The sequence below is a fragment of the uncultured Salegentibacter sp. genome (genome assembly GCF_963972535.1).
Classification (GTDB): Bacteria; Bacteroidota; Bacteroidia; order Flavobacteriales; family Flavobacteriaceae; genus Salegentibacter.
The window spans coordinates 1-18,325 of record NZ_CAXAVR010000052.1; the positions used below are offsets into that span (position 1 = coordinate 1).

Genomic DNA, 18,325 nt, shown 5'->3' on the forward strand with positions numbered 1-18,325 from the left:
GCTGTATATTTATAATTTTCACCTAGATTTCCTACTATAAAATCCTGGTCCCCGTCATTATCAAAATCACCTTTTTTAATACTCCACCACCAGCCGGCAGTATCATCGGTAATTCCCATATCTTCAGAAACATCCTTAAATGATGTCTTATTATTCCTGAAAATTTTTATTGGCATCCATTCTCCTACTATAATAATATCCTGCCAGCCGTCATTGTCAAAATCAACAATTTCTGCACTGGTTGCCATCCCTAAAGATTGAAGAAATGGGGCAACCGATTGAGTTACATCTTTAAACGATACTTTACCATTTTTGCTGTTATTTTTTAAAATATAACTGTTAGCGGGTTTTGGATAATTACCGGGAACTAATCTTCCCAATACCAATAATTCTTCCTTTCCATCTTTATCAAAATCGGCTTTGTATACTTTAGAACCACTGTCGTACATTTTTGGGAGAGCATTTAAGTCTCTTGTAAAATTCCCTTTTCCATCATTGATATATAACCTGTCCTGAAGCATTTCAGAATCTGGATCAAACTCATTGCCTCCACTAACTACATAGATATCGTTATGGCCATTTCCATTAGCATCAAAAATTAAGGCGTCAAGGTCTTCGTAAGCTTTATCCTTTTCAAAAGCAGCACTGGCTTGCTTTTTAAAGCCGTTCTCAGTCCAAAAATATAATCCAGCTTCATAAGTAGCTGCGCCTCCCACAATAAAATCTTCTTTGCCATCGCCGTTTAAATCTCCAACCGCGATACTGGGACCAAAGGTAGAAGTGCGGTGGGGAAGAAGTACTTCGTCTTTAAAATCGTCGTACTCATTTTCAATATGCTTATGGGTAGGGAATGAAGTTGAATCTGTTATGGTTGAAAATAAGGTTTCAGGCTTTAGTTCATTAGAAGTTTCTATTACTGAAGCATCTTCGTAGTTAAAACTTAGAAACTGATTTGCTTCTACATCCTCTCTTATTTCAACTTTCCCATCTGGCCATTCAATTCTAATTTCGTCAATAAGATCTGCCTGCGCAAGTCCAAAATGAAGTTGAGGCGCCACCGAAGACTGAAAGCCACGTGACAAAGTTAATTCCTGCATCTGTTCAGTATCGTTTGCGGTAACATACGCCCTGCTGCCTATACCGAATTTATTTTTTTCGGGTCCTTGTAGTTTAATTTGTACATAATTATTTTTTGTGGAACTCTGGTTTTCAAAAACAGAAGCTGTGTCGTCTATATTGTTGGTGATAATTTCCAAATCACCATCATTGTCAAGATCTACATAAACTACTCCGTTAGAAAATCCTTCATATACAATCCCCCATTTTTCATTAGCTATATTAAAGGTTAGATCACCGTTATTTTCAAAAATAAAATTGTCTATTTTTTCTGAAGGAATATTTAAACTTTTTTCAAGACGGTCTTCTTTAGTAAGCGACTTGTTTTTAAGCTCGTTAAAATAATCGTTGTTGTTTATTTCTCTTCGTGTGCCGTTGGTTACAAAAAGATCTTTGTGGCCGTCATTATCAAAATCGGCAAAAAGCGGGCCCCAGCTCCAATCTGTAGAAGCGGCACCGGCAATACGGGATTGATCTGCAAAAAACGGTGTGTTATTGTTAAAAACTCCCGTATTGGTTTGCAGCACGTTCTGCATGTATTGATAGTGAAAACCAGCTTCTACAGTACCCCAGAACAAATCGGGGTTCATACTGGCCATATTGGCTTTTTTTCTCCTATTATCTTTGGCAGACATATCTACCTGATAAATATCTAAAAGCCCATCGTTATTATAATCTGCTATATCTACACCCATTCCGTAAAATGAAGTGTGAGAGGTAGCATCTTTTACCACTTCTCTAAAACTGCCTTCACCATTGTTTATATACATAAAATCTGGGGAACTAAAATCGTTAGAAATATAGAGGTCTGGCCAACCATCGTTATTTAAATCTCCAACTGTTGCAGAGAGCGTTAACCCGAAACTTCTAACCCCTGCTTCGTTAGTAACATCGGTAAATTTCCCACCGTCGTTACGCATTAAATGATCGGTTTGCAGATCGGTTACACTATTCATTTGGTATTCATATACAAAATTTGGAGCGTCAAAACGGGTTGGAGGGTAATTGGCTATGTAAACATCAAGGTCACCATCTTTGTCGTAATCAAAAAAGGTGGCCTGTACACTATTACCGGGATCGTCTAAACCATATTCTTTAGCTTTTTCACTAAAAGTTCCATCTCCATTATTTATAAAGAGCTGGTTGTTTTTAGGTTGAAATTTTCCTCCTACAGAAAGATAAATATCCAGAAAACCATCTGCATTAACATCGGCCATGGTGACTCCTGTGTACCATCTCTCATCTCCAGCAACCCCGGCAGATTCTGTAATATCTTCAAATTCCATATTTCCTTTATTCAAATAAAGTTTGTTGGGAACCTGGTTTCCTGTAAAATAAAGATCTGGAAGGCCATCGTTATTAATGTCTCCGGTAGATACCCCTCCACCCATATAAATATAAGAGTAGGTAAAGTAATTTAAGGAATCGTTTTCGGTAAGGTTGTTACTAAAATTGATACCAGATTTTGCGGCAGAAACATTGCTGAAGATTTTAGTATTTTCAGTCGATTCTTTTTTCGCTAATTCCTTTTCCTCTGGGGCAGAATCCTTACACGAAATAATTAAAAAGAAAAAAATCAGGAAAAATGACTTATAAAGTATTTTCATTTTGGGATGATTATTTTGGAGGGTATTGTTTGAATTTAACCTGGTATGGCTATTTATTGAAATTCCAGGGATTAATTATTTGAAAGACTGGTGTGCTTGCTTATTACAGGTTCTCCTATGTGTTTTTTAAAGAAGATCCAGTTTTCCCGGGCTACCTTTCTTCCTAACTTTAGCCCTTCAATATTATCTGCCTGGATATGGTAACCGCCAAGAACGCGGGATAAACCGGCCATTTCTGCGGCTTCCGAGAAAGTAGGGAATTCTAAAGTGACTTCCTTGCCAAGTCGGTTTGGCTCTGTAAGGATTCCGGGAGTTAATGTGACTTCAGATCCAAATTCGTCACTTCCGGTAAAAAGTTTTAAAGCTTCACCGCAGGCACCACTAATGGCACTGTGGCCCGATACATAACCGGGAAAAGGAGGGCATAAGAAAGTTGAAGGAGAATATGGTCTCCAGTCCTGTCCTTTCATTTCTACCATTCCTTTTTCTGGGCCTCCCCAACCGTAAATATCTTCGTCTTTGAAAAATTCATGAACTAAAGCATAAGGCCTGGCGTAATCGTAATACATTTTACTATCCCAGCAGGCAATAAATGCATCCATTGCAGTGATCTGGTTGTAGAAATACATTTTTACATCTTTATCCAGGTTATGTTGATCCCGAACTGAGACTTCCTGGGCAAACTTTAGCCAATGGCCGGCCTGTTGAACCGATTGCGGGCCATCTCGCATAAATTCTACCAGGGCTCTTTGCTCATCGGTTAGATTTGCCTGTAATTCTACTACTTCTTTTACTTCTTCCTCTAATTGTTTTGAACCTACCATTGGTGGTGGTCCCGGCCTGAACTGATCTGCCGATTGTAATCCAACCGGCTCCACCTTGTGCCAGTAAGGCGTTAAACATTTTGGCACGAATTGGCCTCCTTTTCCATCAGAGAAATATTTAGATTGCCACCTGTTAAGGTCTATATTCTCATCGGCAGAATTAACGGGTTTGTAACCCATATAATCAAAATAAGCTTTACCATTAGAGCCTTCTTCTTCACCATATTGATTTGCACCATCATTATGCCTGGCTTCAATTACGGCTTTTGCCGCCAGGTTACCTATTCCAACAGCGGTATTAGGATCTAAAGAGGTGTCATCTGGGTCTAATCCCAGTTCTACCATAAATTCCCGAAACATAGACTCATCGGTAAAGTAATATTCGTTCATAGTCCTAAAAGCCGCATAACTTATGGCAATTTCCTTATTTTTTAAATTCTGTTCTTGAAGTGGGCGGCGTTCAATGCCCTGCATATAAACAGGAATTGCTTTATCGTCATACCGGGACCAGGCATCAAAAACTGCGGTGAAAATAAGCCCGAGGAAACGAGAACTTATCGTGGGTCTTGGATTAAATCTGTCGGTATCTTTAGCTGTAGCATCTAAAGCTAATTTTCCCCATTTGTAAGCAAGATTATTTTCTCCCAGTTTATCGTTAGGAGTAATTACTTCAATTTTATCGTCTGTAGTTGGAGGAGAGGTTGTAGTAACTTCCATTCCACCTTGAAAATTAAAAAAAAGTAATGCAATAAATCCCCACATAATTTTTTGTTTTTATTAACATATAAAATAAGTGAATTTTTTTTATACCTACTAAATTATTTCCGCCTTTTTTCGGGAGTAGATTGCCCTAAACACTTTTAAATTAGGGGGGTAGTGCCTCGTATCCCAGTCTACGCAATGGATTGCCTAAAAATGTAAGTTTGATTTTTTTTTAAATAATTTTTTTTAAAAATCACTTTTATTCTTTTTTCCTGAAGTTTATTAAATGAAAACCCTCTTCAAGTTTAATTTGTAATTTTTTCGGTACTCTTTAAGATTACAGAGGAAAGATTAATTCTTCGTAATTTTGCACTCACTATTTTTTATTTCAGCAAGGCATACCAGCTTAAAGAAATTCTAAAAGCTAAATTCTAAATGAATAATATCTTACATATAAAAAACATGGTTTGTGACCGTTGCCTTATGAGTGTAGAAAACACTTTGCAGCAACAAAAACTTAAATATGTAGATATTAGTTTAGGCAGGATAGAGTTTGAGAAAGAGCTCTCTTTAGAGCAATTTCAGCTTTTTGAAGAAGCGCTTAAAGCAAACGGATTTGAAATTGTAGCTGAACGCCACGATAAAATTGTTACCAATATTAAGTCTATAATTATTGAATGGGTTTACGAACGCAAAGATTTTAAAAACAAAAAGCTTTCTGAAGTTTTAAGTGAAGAACTACATTACGATTATAGTCATCTCACGAGTATTTTTAGTAAAGCCGAAGGACAAAGCATTCAAAGTTTTCAAAATAAAATTAAAGCTGAACGCATTAAAGAATTACTGGAATATGATGAATTAAATATTTCAGAAATTGCCGATAAATTGCAATTTGGTAGTGCAGCGTATCTTTCAACTTTTTTCAAAAAAGAAACCGGCTTAAACCCATCCCAATACAAACTTCACCACCAGGAGCGAAAATCTCTGGATAAATTGTAGCAAACAAATTTAGACCATAGTAATATTGTTTTATTAGTTAATTGGGAGTAAAATCCGTTTTAATCTTTTCAATTTTCTTATAACTTCTTACCATAATTTTAAAACTCATTGCGGTTAATAGTGCTTAACTTTGATTTAAACCAATAAAAACCAATATTATGAGAAATGAGAAATTGTTAAGCACCTTAGGGAATTGCATTAATCATTGTAACTATTGTGCTGATGCCTGTCTTGATGAAGACAATGTGAAAATGATGAAAGACTGCATTAGAACCGATCGTGTTTGTGCAGAGGTTTGTAGCACCCTTAACCAGGTGTTGGTCACCGGCTATAAAAATGTAGACGGACTTGTAAAATATTGCATTGAAATTTGTAATGCGTGTGCCGATGAATGCGGTAAACACGAACATCAACACTGTCAGGATTGCGCTAAAGCCTGCCGTGAATGTGCAAAAGCTTGTGAAGCTTACTTAGCATAAAATTTAATTTTAAAGGCTGTTTGATTTTTTACTAGTAGACGTTACCCTGAACTTGTTCCAGGGTCTAATTTCTTTCAATTTAGATGCTAAAATAATCCCGAAGCTTCGGGACAGCATGACGTAAGTAACAATAGAGGTTCAAACAGCCTTTTTTTCTCCAATAAAATCTATGAAACATACCTATCAAATTTCCGGGATGACCTGTATGGGTTGCAGGGCCCACGTTGAAAATACTTTAAAAAATGTTGAAGGTGTTATTGATGCCCGGGTAGATCTTGAAAAAGCTGCTGCGGAAATCGAAATGCAACAACATATTGAAATTGAAAAATTTCAAAAAGCACTGGAAGACAGCAACTATCAAATTCATCCAAAAAACGAAAGCCTTAAAACATATCCGGTGAGTGGAATGACCTGTATGGGTTGTAGATCTCACGTAGAAAAAACGCTAAGTAAAGTTGAAGGGGTTAAAAGTGCTGAGGTAAACCTCGAAAAAGAAGAAGCAAAAATTGTTGCGGAAAAAAATGTTTCCTTAGAAAAATTGCAGCAAGCCTTAAAGAAAGATGGGGGACACTATGAAATTCACGAACCCGGTAAAAAAGTAAAATCTAATAAGAAAAAATCTTCTCAATCAGGGCAGGGAACAGGTGTTTATTATTGCCCTATGCATTGTGAAGGTGATAAAACTTACACTGAGCCCAGCGATTGTCCGGTTTGCGGAATGGACCTGGTAGAAGAAGCCAGCCTAAAACCACAAGCTGCTACGTATACCTGCCCCATGCATCCTGAAGTAGAGCAGGATGGTCCCGGTTCCTGTCCCAAATGTGGAATGGATCTGGTGCCCAAAGAACCGGAAGAATCTTCAGAAAGTAAATCTTATAAAAAGTTACTCAAAAAGTTTAATATAGCCGTAGCGTTTACGCTTCCCATTTTTATTATCGCGATGTCTGAGATGATTTCAGGCAATCCGCTTTATGAAATTTTAGACCAAAAATATTGGAATTGGATTCAGTTTGGTTTATCAATTCCCGTGGTCTTTTATGCTACCTGGATGTTTTTTGAACGTGCCTGGCGATCTATAAAAACCTGGAACCTCAATATGTTCACGCTAATTGGCATTGGCGCCGGGGTAGCCTGGGTTTTTAGTGTTTTCGGCTTGTTGTGTCCCGATTTTTTTCCGCCGCAATTTAAGACTCAAACGGGCACAGTGCACGTTTATTTTGAAGCCGCCTCGGTTATTCTAACGCTTGTTTTACTTGGGCAGGTTTTGGAGGCGCGCGCGCATAGTAAAACAAATTCTGCGATAAAAGAACTGCTGAAACTTGCTCCCAACAAAGCGATAAAAGTAGTGAATGGCGAAGAAAAGGAAGTTGCTATAGACGAAATTGAAAAAGGAGATATTCTAAGAGTAAAACCGGGAGATAAAATTCCGGTAGACGGAACTATCGAAAACGGGAATTCCAGTATTGATGAATCTATGATTACCGGGGAGCCCATCCCGGTTGATAAGGCTGAAGGCGATAAAGTAAGTTCAGGGACCATTAATGGAAACCGGAGTTTTACAATGAAAGCTGAAAAAGTGGGAGAGGAGACCTTGCTTTCTCAAATTATAAAGATGGTAAATGATGCCAGCCGGTCCCAGGCCCCAATTCAGAAATTAGCCGATAGGATTTCAGCTTATTTTGTGCCGGTGGTAGTGATTATTGCGATAATTACCTATATAGTTTGGGCTATTTACGGGCCAGAGCCACAATATGTTTACGCTTTAGTGAATGCCATCGCAGTATTAATAATTGCCTGCCCCTGTGCGCTTGGCCTGGCCACTCCAATGTCTGTTATGGTAGGAGTGGGAAAAGGTGCACAAAATGGGGTGCTTATTAAAAACGCCCGTGCGTTAGAGCAAATGGATGATATTGATACTTTGATTATAGATAAAACCGGAACCATTACTGAAGGTAAACCCAAAGTGGAAAAAGTTGAAGTGATTTCTGAAGAAAATAAAGATGAAATTATAAAACTTATCGCTTCGGTAAATTCTCAAAGTGAACATCCGCTGGCTAAAGCTACTGTAGATTTTGCAAGAGAAAATCAGCTGAAATATACTGAAGCTTCAGATTTCAATTCCATTACCGGAAAAGGAGTTACAGGCACGGTAAATAACAAGAGGATTGCCATTGGGAATGATAAACTGATGCAAGCAGAAAATGTTGAAATTCCTTCAGAAATAAATAAAAAAGTAACGGCTGAACAGGAGAAAGGTAAAACCGTTTCTTTTGTAGCGGTAGATGGGAAAGTAACGGGATACTTTACAATTACCGATCCTATTAAAAAAACCAGTAGAGAAGCTCTAAAATCTTTAATGGATGATGGGGTTGAGGTTTATATGTTTACCGGCGATAATGAGAAAACTGCAAAATCTGTTGCTGAAGAACTCGGGTTAACCGGCTTTAAAGCTGGAATGCTGCCAGAGGATAAGCAAAATGAAGTGAAAAAACTTCAGGAAAAAGGTAAAAAAGTGGCAATGGCCGGTGATGGAATAAACGATGCACCCGCCTTGGCCCAGGCCAATATTGGTATTGCCATGGGAACGGGAACAGATGTGGCGATAGAAAGCGCAGAAATCACCCTGGTAAAAGGTGACCTTAAAGCAGTTAAAAAGGCCAAAATGCTAAGTAAAAAAGTGATGAAAAATATTAAGCAAAACCTGTTTTTTGCTTTAATCTATAACACGCTTGGAGTGCCAATTGCTGCCGGAGTTTTATACCCGGTCTTCGGACTTTTACTTTCACCAATGATTGCAGCTTTAGCGATGAGTTTTAGTTCAGTTTCAGTAATTGCAAATGCTTTAAGATTAAAAAGCTCGAAATTAGAGTAGAATACTAACCACCAAAACTAATAGAAATGCAGGATTTTTTGAGTAAGTGGGGAGAAGCGGCCTATACCAGCGCCGGTTTTTTCTGGATGGCTTTATGGGCCTTTATTTTGGGTTATGTAATAAGTAGTTGTATCCAAATTTTTGTAACCGAAAAGCGTATGGAAAGGACTATGGGTAAAGACGAATCTAAAAGTATGTTGCTCGGTACTTTCTTTGGTTTTATTAGTAGTTCGTGTAGTTTCTCTGCTTTAGCTTCAACTAAAAGCTTGTTTAAAAAAGGAGCCAGTTTTTCTTCTTCAATTGCTTTCTTACTGGCTTCTACTAACCTTGTTATTGAGTTGGGAATCTTAATTGCCATCTTTTTAGGTTGGCAATTTGTAGTAGGTGAATATGTTGGTGGAATATTGCTAATCCTTATCAGCTGGATACTTATTAGGCTAATTAATCCGAAGAAATTAATACAAAAAGCACGCGAACGCCTGGACGAAAAAGATGAAGATGATGAAGATTCAGAAAAATCCTGGAAGAAAAAGATAAAGTCAGAAACCAGTTGGGCTAAAGTGTCCAAACAGTATGCTATGGAGTGGAAAATGGTTTGGAAAGATGTGACTTTAGGTTTTACTATTGCCGGGGTTGTTGCAGCTTTTGTTCCAGATTCCTTTTTTCAAACTTTATTTATAAATACGGGAGGAGGAAATACAGATTTCGGTTTTTTCACAATTCTGGAGCATATAATAGTTGGTCCAATTGCCGCATTTTTAACGTTTATAGGTTCTATGGGGAATATTCCATTGGCAGCTTTGCTCTTTGGAAAAGGAGTAAGTTTTGCCGGGGTAATGGCCTTTATTTTTAGTGATTTGGTGGTTTTTCCGGTCTTGAGAATTAACGCGAAATATTATGGCTGGAAAATGTCTTTCTTTATACTTTTTCTTCTTTTTATCGCATTAATTGGTACTTCTCTATTATTGCATTACGGGTTTAACCTGTTTAATTTATTACCAGATCCTTCTTCGGTAAAAATTACGGATGCAGAACATTTTAAAATAGATTATACTTTTTGGCTGAATATGCTCTTTTTAGCAATTTCTGGGGTGCTAATTTATCTTGGATTTTTTAAGCGAAAAGATGTGATGCATATGAAGGAGATGGCACCTAAAAGTCAGTTACTGGAAACGAGCTTAAAATATATTGCTTTTGTATGCTACCTATGGCTGGCGGGAGGACTTATTGCTAAGTTTTTGCTTTAAATAAAAAAGAGAGCAGAAAGGAGGTAAATTTTACATGGGTATCATAAAATTTAGATTTTCGATTTTTCCCGATACTGCTCTCAATTCAAACAAACTAAACTAACTAATCTAAAAACTCACTTTTCACTTTTTGATACTTAAATCAAAAAATTCTTTTTCATAGCAATTTAAGTGGCTTTAATAGTAAGACTATAGAATTTTAAAAAGGTTTAATTTATTTATAAAAAAAACCACCGTGTAGGGACGGTGGCTTCCAAACTAATTAATCCAAAAAAATGTTGAGGTTATTTTATTGGGTTTAGAATTAAATCTATTCTTTCTAAAGCATCCTGAAGGTGGTACCTTGTTAAACGGTCTCCACGGTTAGCTGCTCTTCTAATTTGACTTTGAAGCGTTTTAAGTTCTCCTCTTACTACAGGACGAATATCACTTTGAGCAACATCTATATTGCTTCGGCTAATCCAGCTTCTGTATCTTGAAGGAATTTCACTCTGCTCTTCAGTCATTAAATGCTTCAAACGCTCAATATAAGCACGCTGAAGATTTCTGCGGTAACGGTCTATATTCTGTCCCGAAGAAAGTTCGCGCCAAATTCCAGTTCTAACATCGCTCATCATATCAATTAAACCGTAAGCTTCATTACCATTTATTTCTTCGTTTTCCATTAAACGCGCCATTCTTCCGAAGTCCAGTAGATTATTAAGGCTACGTTCCTGCATATTTCTAATGCGTTCAACATGCCCGTCAAATTCAATCTTATTAAAAATTTCCTGGTCTATTAACCATTCTGGAGTTTCAAAAAGTTGTTTGTGCAAGAAATTCATCGCCTTCTTTTGATGAGCCGCATCTACATGAGAGTAAACGGCACCTTCCTGGTCGTAAGTTTTATAATATTCATAAACTCCACCAATATTAGCCGTCACGTGCCCCATATAGCGGTTAAACTGACTTAATATCTGGCCGTACATATCGTCAAGATCGTCGTAATTTTTACCATCTTCAGCAGTCCACTCGATTAATTTTGGCATTATGCGCTTCAGGTTTTTAATTCCGTATTCACTGGCCAAAACTGCATCGTCACCAAGATCTTCAGTTTGAGAACTCGGGTCTATAACTCCGCCACTTTGCTGGCTTCCGAAGCGATATAAAGGATCACCTGCTTTTTCAAGAATCCATTCATCAAGAATTTCCTTTTCTTCTTCTGCAGATTTATCTAAAATTGGTCGGTAACCCCATTCAATTGCATATTTATCATAAGGTCCAATATCTGGCATTAAAGCCACATCACCATCTTCTGGCTGTGCAATATAGTTGAAACGTGCATAATCCATAATTGAAGGTGCAGTTCCATATTCAGCAGTAAATTCTGGATCACGAAGATCTTCTACCGCGTACGCAACACTACTTCCCATATTATGTGGAAGACCTAAAGTGTGGCCTACCTCGTGAGAAGAAACAAATCGAATTAAACGACCCATTACTTCGTCTTCAAACTCAACGCTACGAGCGTCTTCGTTTATAGCTGCAGTTTGAACAAAGAACCAGTTTCTAAGCAGGGTCATTACGTTGTGATACCAGTTGATATCTGATTCCAGGATCTCTCCAGAACGCGGGTCACTAACGTGAGGTCCATTGGCATTTGGAATTGGAGAAGCCAGGTAGCGAACTACAGAATAGCGCACGTCTTCCGGGCTCCAGTCTGGATCTTCTTCTTTACTTGGTGGATCTTTAGCGATAATTGCATTTTTAAATCCTGCTTCTTCAAAAGCAACCTGCCAGTCTTCAATACCTTGTTTTATATATGGTATCCACTGCTCTGGCGTGGCGCGGTCTACATAATAAACAATTTGCTCTTTGGGTTCAACCAATTCGCCGTTTTCAAATTTTTCTTTGTCTTCTTCCTTAACCTCAAGCCTCCAACGATCAAGATACTTTACCTCTTTACTCTTTTGAGCATCAAGCCCATAATCTGTTTGTCCACGGGCAAACCAACCTACACGCTGGTCAAAATAACGACGTTTCATTGGCTCTTTTGGAAGTAAGATCATAGAATTGCTGAATTCCAAAGAAATAGAACCGGTACTTGCATTAGAAGGCGGTTCACCTGCATTATAGGTCTTAACGTGTCTAACTTCAATATTTTCAGGATAGCTACGAATAGTATCTATATAAGAACGGCTATCGTCTAAACGCGAAACTTTATATTGTTTTCTGGTGCCGTCTCTTAAACCCAGCGCCTGAACGTCTTTGGTATAAAGATCGGTTACTTCAATTACGGTTGTTTTATTTACGGAATCTTTCCCTACAGTTTTTATAGGAAAACGTTGTAAAACAGGTTCAAAATTAGAGTTTACCACCGCTTCATGAACCGGAAGTGAATCTGCTGCGTAGATTTCGTGAGAAACAACTCTTAGAAGAACGTGGCCGTCTTTTTTCTGCCAGCGGTGAACCTGGGTATTTTGCTTTCCGCCGCCAAAACCAATTCCGGTTGCGGTTTTTGCGATTCTTGTAACTGTAAGCATTTCACGGTTAAAAAGACTATCTGGAATTTCGTAGAAATATTTATCTTCTACCCGGTGTACGGTGAATAAACCTTTGTCACTTTTGGCGTCTTTGGTTATTACTTTGGCGTAAGGTTCTAAGTCTCCATTCTTTTTGGAGGCTTCTTCTTTGGAGGCATCAACCGAAGATTTATTTGGCTGAAAAACCGCACAACTCGAAACCGATACCGATAAGGCTACTATAAAGAGCTTATTCGTAAATCTTTTGGTCATAAAGTTTAATTTTGGTTTGTGTGATTAATTTGAAGTGATAATTTTCTAAAGCAAAAGCTAAAAAAGAAAAAAGATCAGCATTTGCTTATCCTTTGACTCAAATATCTCAAAAAGGTTTAAAATAAAGTTAAATAAAAGTTGGTTGATCTAAAATGAGTAGGTAATTAAATTGATATGATTATATTTAAAAATAAACTAAAATATTAAAAAATAGTAATGGAAAAAATAATAAAGTTAGTCTCAGAAAAAGCTGGAATTAGTGAGGAACAAGCTCAAACTGCGGTTACCACCGTAGCAGGCTTTCTCAAAGACCGCATGCCAGCACCTTTGGCTGCTCAGGTAGACAAATATCTTAGCGGTGAAAATGGCGAAGAAGGTGGTTTAGGAGATACTCTTGGTGGCATAGGAGGGATGTTTGGAAAGTAATAATTATAGAACAGTAGAAAAAAATAAGGCATTTTAATTCCTTAAAATGCCTAATTAATTTATAGAACATTACGCATTAAACGGCTTTAATTTTCATAATTTCATCGTCTTTGAAAACATCTATAATCTTATGTTTTCTAAGCGATTTAAGGGTTTTATCCCATTTTTTATTACTTAAACCCGACTTGGTTTTTATAGTTTCCAACTCCTGAATTTCATCACTTTTTAATAGCTGAAATACCGTTTTTTCATCTTCGCTAAGTTCAACGGCTTTTCTTTCCGGCTTCATTTGTGGGAAGAATAAAACTTCCTGGATCGATTGATTATTGGTTAAGAACATAATTAAACGATCCATCCCAATTCCTAATCCAGATGTTGGTGGCATCCCGTATTCTAAAGCTCTTAAGAAATCCTGGTCTATAAATTCGGTTGCTTCGTAGTCTCCTTTTTTTGCAAGTTTTAGCTGCTCTTCAAAACGCTCACGTTGGTCTATGGGATCGTTTAATTCAGAATATGCATTTGCAATTTCTTTTCCACAAACCATTAATTCAAAACGCTCGGTTAATTCAGGATTTTCACGATGTTCTTTACAAAGCGGACTCATTTCCTTCGGATAATCGGTAATAAAGGTGGGTTGGATATAATTTCCTTCACATTTTTCACCAAAAATCTCGTCTATGAGTTTTCCTTTACCCATCGTTTCATCAACTTCAATTCCCATATTTTCAGCTGCTTTTCTAATTTCAGCTTCAGATTTACCGGTGATATCAAATCCGGTAAATTCTTTGATAGAATCGGTCATGGTAACGCGTTTGTATGGCGCTTTAAAATCTATTTTATGCTGGCCAAAAACAGCTTCGGTAGTATTGTTTACTGCGATCGCACAATGCTCCAGCAAAGTTTCTGTAAATTCCATCATCCAGTTGTAGTCTTTGTAGGCTACATAGATTTCCATCGCGGTAAATTCTGGGTTGTGGGTTCTGTCCATCCCTTCATTTCTGAAGTTTTTGGAAAACTCATAAACCCCGTCAAATCCCCCAACGATTAATCTTTTAAGATATAATTCATTGGCAATTCTTAAATATAGCGGAATATCTAACGCATTGTGATGAGTGACGAATGGTCTCGCAGCAGCACCACCGGGAATAGATTGTAAGATTGGCGTTTCAACTTCGAAGTATTCTCTTTCATTAAAGAAATTTCTCATTGCGTTGAATAGTTTCGTACGCTTTACAAAGATTTCCTTAACCTTTGGATTCACGGCCAAATCGGCATAACGCTGGCGGTAACGGTGTTCGGGATCGGTAAATCCGTCGTAAGTGTTTCCGTCTTTATCTGTTTTTGGAAGTGGTAAAGGGCGAATAGATTTGCTTAGCAAAGTGAAATCTTTCACCATTACCGTCATTTCCCCAACCTGGGTTTTAAAAAGTTCACCTTCAATTCCTATAAAATCGCCTATATCCAGCAATTTTTTATATACATCGTTATACTTGCTTTTATCTTCCCCGGTACAAATTTCATCACGGTTAAAATAAACCTGAATTTTTCCTTTAGAATCCTGTATTTCGGCAAAAGAAGCTTTCCCCTGGATACGACGTGACATTAACCTGCCGGCCAAAACCACTTTTTTTCCATCTTCAAAATTCTCCTTTATTCCCTTGCTGGTGTCCTTTACCGGGAATAAATCTGCCGGATAGGGGTTTATACCTGCTTTTCTCAGTGCAGAAAGCTTTTCTCTTCTTACTATTTCCTGTTCAGATAATTGCATACTCGTATTTAAATTAATTGCTTGCTTTGGCAAAACGAGTGCAAATATAGTGACTATGTGGCTACCAACCAATGCGATATAAACCTGAATTTTTGATAATATTTTGAAGATAAAAATGCACTTCTTTATCAAATAAGTTTCTGTATTTATAATCTTATCTTTGCAACATACTTGATAAAAGTTTTAGATAATATGAGTGTTTGGCGGGTAATTCTTTCGGTTCTATTCCCACCCCTCGCGGTTTACGATAGGGGTTGTGGATCTATTTTAATTGTACTAATCCTTACTATTTTAGGTTGGATTCCGGGAGTGATCGCGGCACTTATTATTCTGAATAATCCGAGAAAAGGCGTATGAACAAACAGATAAATTTACAGAATTTAGGATATAAGGATTATAAAGAAACCTGGGATTACCAGGAAAGTCTTTTTAAGGAAATTCTTGATCTTAAAATTAAAAACCGAAGACAAAATTTAAACGAAATTACGCCTAATTACCTTTTAATGGTAGAGCATCCGCACGTTTATACTTTGGGTAAAAGTGGCGATATTAAAAATCTGCTTATTTCTGAAACCGAACTCGAAAAAAGGCAAGCTAAATATTATAAAATTAACCGCGGCGGCGATATCACTTATCACGGCCCGGGGCAGTTGGTTGGTTATCCCATTCTAGACCTTGATAATTTCTTTACCGATATACATAAATACCTGCGTTTTCTGGAAGAATGTATTATTCTCACTTTAAACGATTACGGTTTAAAAGCCGAACGCAGCCCGGGTGAAACCGGGGTTTGGCTAGATGTGGGAACACCATTTGCCAGGAAAATATGTGCAATGGGTGTGCGTGCCAGCCGTTGGGTTACTATGCACGGTTTTGCACTAAACGTAAATGCCGATTTAGGCTATTTTGACCATATTATTCCCTGCGGAATTGAAGGCAAAGCAGTTACTTCTTTAAACGTAGAGCTTGGGAAAAAAGAAATTCCCCTGGCTGAAGTTCAGGAGAAGGTTTTAAAACATTTTGAAGAATTGTTTGAGGCAGAATTGAGTTAGAATTTATACAATAAAACTTCTTTTTCACCACCTTTTACTACAAATTCCGGGCGGTTATCAATATCAACATTATTTAAATTGATTTTTGAAGTTCCATAAACCGGAAAACCGGGAAGCAGCGCTGCATTACTATCAAAAACATAAATCTTCTGGGTTTGTAAATCGGTTAAGCTGATGTAATATTTATCGTTTACATAAAAGATTTTCGGTTCAGTGTAGAGTCCGTAATCCAGGCTTAATTCCTTATCCTTAATTTTTAAAATATTTTCGGAAAGACTTACCAGTATATTTGGTCTTGCTGAAATCTTATGATTTTCACTAAAACTGGTGTTTAGAGTAGTTACCTGCCCGGTTTGCGTAACTTTTACCAAATTTCCTTCAACATTTGTTGAAACAAAATCGTTTTCAAACTCATACCATTGGTTATCTGAAAAATCTATACTTTCTTTTACGTTTACCCGATGTTCTCCCTGCCGACTCAAAATATTTAGTTTACCAGATTTTTCAGGAAAAACGATATAATCTTTATTCTGAATTCTCAAATGTTTTGGTGCTTTTAAAATTTCAGAATTGGTTCTTCTAAAATCGAAACCTCTAACACTTTTTCCGTTTTTATCATACATAAACACTTTATCATTTTGAGTAATCAAAAAGCGATATTTTCTGTTATTATCATAATCGAATAAAGACAAAGGTTGTGAAATTTCGTCTTTAAATTCTATTGGAAAAGGTTTTACGGTATTTCCATTTCGGTCTAAAACTTCAATAGAATAGGGAGTCGCAAAAGCGAGCTGAAATCTACCATTTTTAAAAAGATCTACCTGTTTAATTTCGCCCAGAATTGGTCCGCTTAATTTTTTCTTCCAGAAAATCGTGCCTTTATTAGAAATTAGATAGAGCGTGTTATTAATATCCTGAACCGCGATATCCATTTGATTATTCAAATGATTTTTTACCAAAACCGGTTCGTTTAGTAATTCAGCATCCAGGCTAACCGAAAGAATTTCTTCTGTTTTGGTGTTCGAATTACTTTCGTTGTTTTGCGTCTCGAAAGTACCATGAATATGGGCAAAATCGCCTTCTTCCACCAATTGTAAAATAGCCAGTTTATGTTCACCAAAATCCAAATTGCTCATTTCTTCGCTTAATTCGTTGGCTACCACCTCAGCCAGTTTGGTTTTTAATTTCTCGGTTTTTCCAACTATGAGAATAGAAGATTCCATAGCAAGTTTTTGCTGACGGTTTTTATAATAAGATTGATGCGCCAGTGTATTCTCGTTTACATAATTGGCAATTAATTCACGCAGTTGAGGTATTGAATTTGCGAAGATGAGATATTCATCAATTGCAAGAGCAAAATTGTTCTTTTTAGAAATAAATATCGGGCTAAAAATTGTCTCAAAAATATCGGGCTGAGAAACTTTATATATTGGAAAATCACGATAATTTTCTTCCAACTCGGCATAACCTGATATTAAGTCGGTTGCTTCAATATCTACCAGGGTTTTTATTCCAAAAAGGGTGTTTTCTTCAGTGTAAATAATTCCTGCTTCCTGACTTTTTAGAATAATTTCATCAATAGGATTGGAAGTGGAATCGCCTCTAAAGGTTTTTAAATTCTGAAGAAATATTTTAGGATTTTTATATGCCAGGGCAGTAAAACCAAGCGCATTTTCAGGAATTATGGAAGCAAATTCTTGAGAAACTGTTCCTGAATTTTGAAAAATCTTATGCAGATTAGATGAGTTTGCCGCAATGCTAAGTCCGTTAAAAGAAATGCCTTCATTTTCTATATCAAAATCTATTGCACTCCACGGCGCGTAATTTTCTACATTTTGAAGCGCTAAATTTGGAAATAAATTTTGCTGAAAAACTTTAAAATGTTGATGATTAAAGATTATAGAAGTCTTGTTAAGGTCTATAGCCGAATATACCCTTTGGAATTCTTCGGTATTCAACAATTTTTCTTTACCCAGAATTTGTATCAGGTTTTCGTCAGAATTTGAAGCTATAAAAGGAGCATTACCTGTTGATATAAAAAAGGAATTGCCTTCCAAAACAATTTTTTGATAGTCAAGGCCTTCCGTTTTAATACTTTCTACCGATTTATTTTTGACAGAATCTAATTGAAATTTTGGTTTGTTTTTAAATATTAAAGAATAGGTCAATTCCTCGTTTTCAGAGATTGAAAATGCGATTATGGCCGATGTAAGAGTATCGGCGTGTTTCAAATACCCTAATTCCTTTTTCAGATAATTCTTAGCAGTCAATTTATTTCCACTAAAAAAGCTAAAATTTTCCAAATCCTGCTGAAGATTTTTAAGGTTATGAGTTTGGATAATTACCGTAGCATCCTCTGGAATAAACTTAGAAACAGCAATATTTTTTTCCTGGTTTTGACAGGAAATAAGAAAGAAAACCAATAAAAATTTGAAGAGAATTTTCTTCATAAAAACTAA

12 protein-coding genes are annotated in these 18,325 nt (G+C 36.9%); 7 read left to right on the plus strand and 5 right to left on the minus strand.

The features are described 5' to 3' along the window. Together AACZ30_RS08060 and AACZ30_RS08065 are read right to left on the minus strand one after the other, a co-directional pair. Positions 1 to 2,723: FG-GAP-like repeat-containing protein (locus AACZ30_RS08060; RefSeq protein ID WP_339648722.1), on the minus strand; the 2,723-nt coding region annotated here is incomplete at its 3' end. Positions 2,724 to 2,794: 71 nt separating this feature from the next. Then, positions 2,795 to 4,309 (minus strand): vanadium-dependent haloperoxidase, encoded by a 1,515-nt coding sequence (locus AACZ30_RS08065; protein ID WP_339648723.1) that lies wholly within the window; start codon positions 4,307 to 4,309, stop codon positions 2,795 to 2,797. A 375-nt stretch (positions 4,310 to 4,684) separates the two neighbouring features. Between AACZ30_RS08065 and AACZ30_RS08070 the strand changes: the two genes are divergently transcribed. The 4 genes from AACZ30_RS08070 (at position 4,685) to AACZ30_RS08085 (ending at position 9,846) form a co-directional block, all read left to right on the plus strand. Then, on the plus strand, positions 4,685 to 5,248 hold the full coding sequence (locus AACZ30_RS08070) for a helix-turn-helix transcriptional regulator (RefSeq protein ID WP_339648725.1): 564 nt from the start codon (positions 4,685 to 4,687) through the stop codon (positions 5,246 to 5,248). Positions 5,249 to 5,406: 158 nt separating this feature from the next. After that, the gene (locus tag AACZ30_RS08075) at positions 5,407 to 5,727 is read left to right on the plus strand and encodes a four-helix bundle copper-binding protein (protein ID WP_075325869.1); all 321 of its coding nucleotides are present in this window, start codon (positions 5,407 to 5,409) and stop codon (positions 5,725 to 5,727) included. A 169-nt stretch (positions 5,728 to 5,896) separates the two neighbouring features. After that, positions 5,897 to 8,599 (plus strand): heavy metal translocating P-type ATPase, encoded by a 2,703-nt coding sequence (locus AACZ30_RS08080; protein ID WP_339648727.1) that lies wholly within the window; start codon positions 5,897 to 5,899, stop codon positions 8,597 to 8,599. A 26-nt stretch (positions 8,600 to 8,625) separates the two neighbouring features. Continuing rightward, positions 8,626 to 9,846, plus strand: a complete 1,221-nt coding sequence (locus AACZ30_RS08085) for a permease (RefSeq protein ID WP_339648728.1) — start codon at positions 8,626 to 8,628, stop codon at positions 9,844 to 9,846. 284 nt (positions 9,847 to 10,130) lie between these two features. Here AACZ30_RS08085 and AACZ30_RS08090 read toward each other — a convergent pair whose 3' ends face one another. Further along, on the minus strand, positions 10,131 to 12,620 hold the full coding sequence (locus AACZ30_RS08090) for a zinc-dependent metalloprotease (protein WP_339648729.1): 2,490 nt from the start codon (positions 12,618 to 12,620) through the stop codon (positions 10,131 to 10,133). Between the two features lie 216 nt (positions 12,621 to 12,836). Here AACZ30_RS08090 and AACZ30_RS08095 point away from each other — a divergent pair, with 216 nt between their 5' ends. Further along, positions 12,837 to 13,046, plus strand: a complete 210-nt coding sequence (locus AACZ30_RS08095) for a hypothetical protein (protein ID WP_339648730.1) — start codon at positions 12,837 to 12,839, stop codon at positions 13,044 to 13,046. Between the two features lie 76 nt (positions 13,047 to 13,122). Here AACZ30_RS08095 and lysS read toward each other — a convergent pair whose 3' ends face one another. Further along, positions 13,123 to 14,814, minus strand: coding sequence for a lysine--tRNA ligase (lysS, locus tag AACZ30_RS08100; RefSeq protein WP_339648731.1), 1,692 nt, complete (start codon positions 14,812 to 14,814; stop codon positions 13,123 to 13,125). Between the two features lie 192 nt (positions 14,815 to 15,006). Here lysS and AACZ30_RS08105 point away from each other — a divergent pair, with 192 nt between their 5' ends. Further along, positions 15,007 to 15,171 carry a YqaE/Pmp3 family membrane protein gene (locus AACZ30_RS08105; protein ID WP_075327910.1) on the plus strand — a complete coding sequence of 55 codons (165 nt, stop codon included), beginning with the start codon at positions 15,007 to 15,009 and terminating at the stop codon, positions 15,169 to 15,171. Beyond that, on the plus strand, positions 15,168 to 15,866 hold the full coding sequence (gene lipB, locus AACZ30_RS08110) for a lipoyl(octanoyl) transferase LipB (protein WP_339648732.1): 699 nt from the start codon (positions 15,168 to 15,170) through the stop codon (positions 15,864 to 15,866). The genes AACZ30_RS08105 and lipB overlap by 4 nt, the downstream gene beginning before the upstream one ends. On the opposite strand, the gene AACZ30_RS08115 is transcribed toward lipB, so the two are convergent. Continuing rightward, positions 15,863 to 18,325: hypothetical protein (locus AACZ30_RS08115; RefSeq protein WP_339648733.1), on the minus strand; the 2,463-nt coding region annotated here is incomplete at its 5' end. The two genes, lipB and AACZ30_RS08115, sit on opposite strands and share 4 nt — an antisense overlap.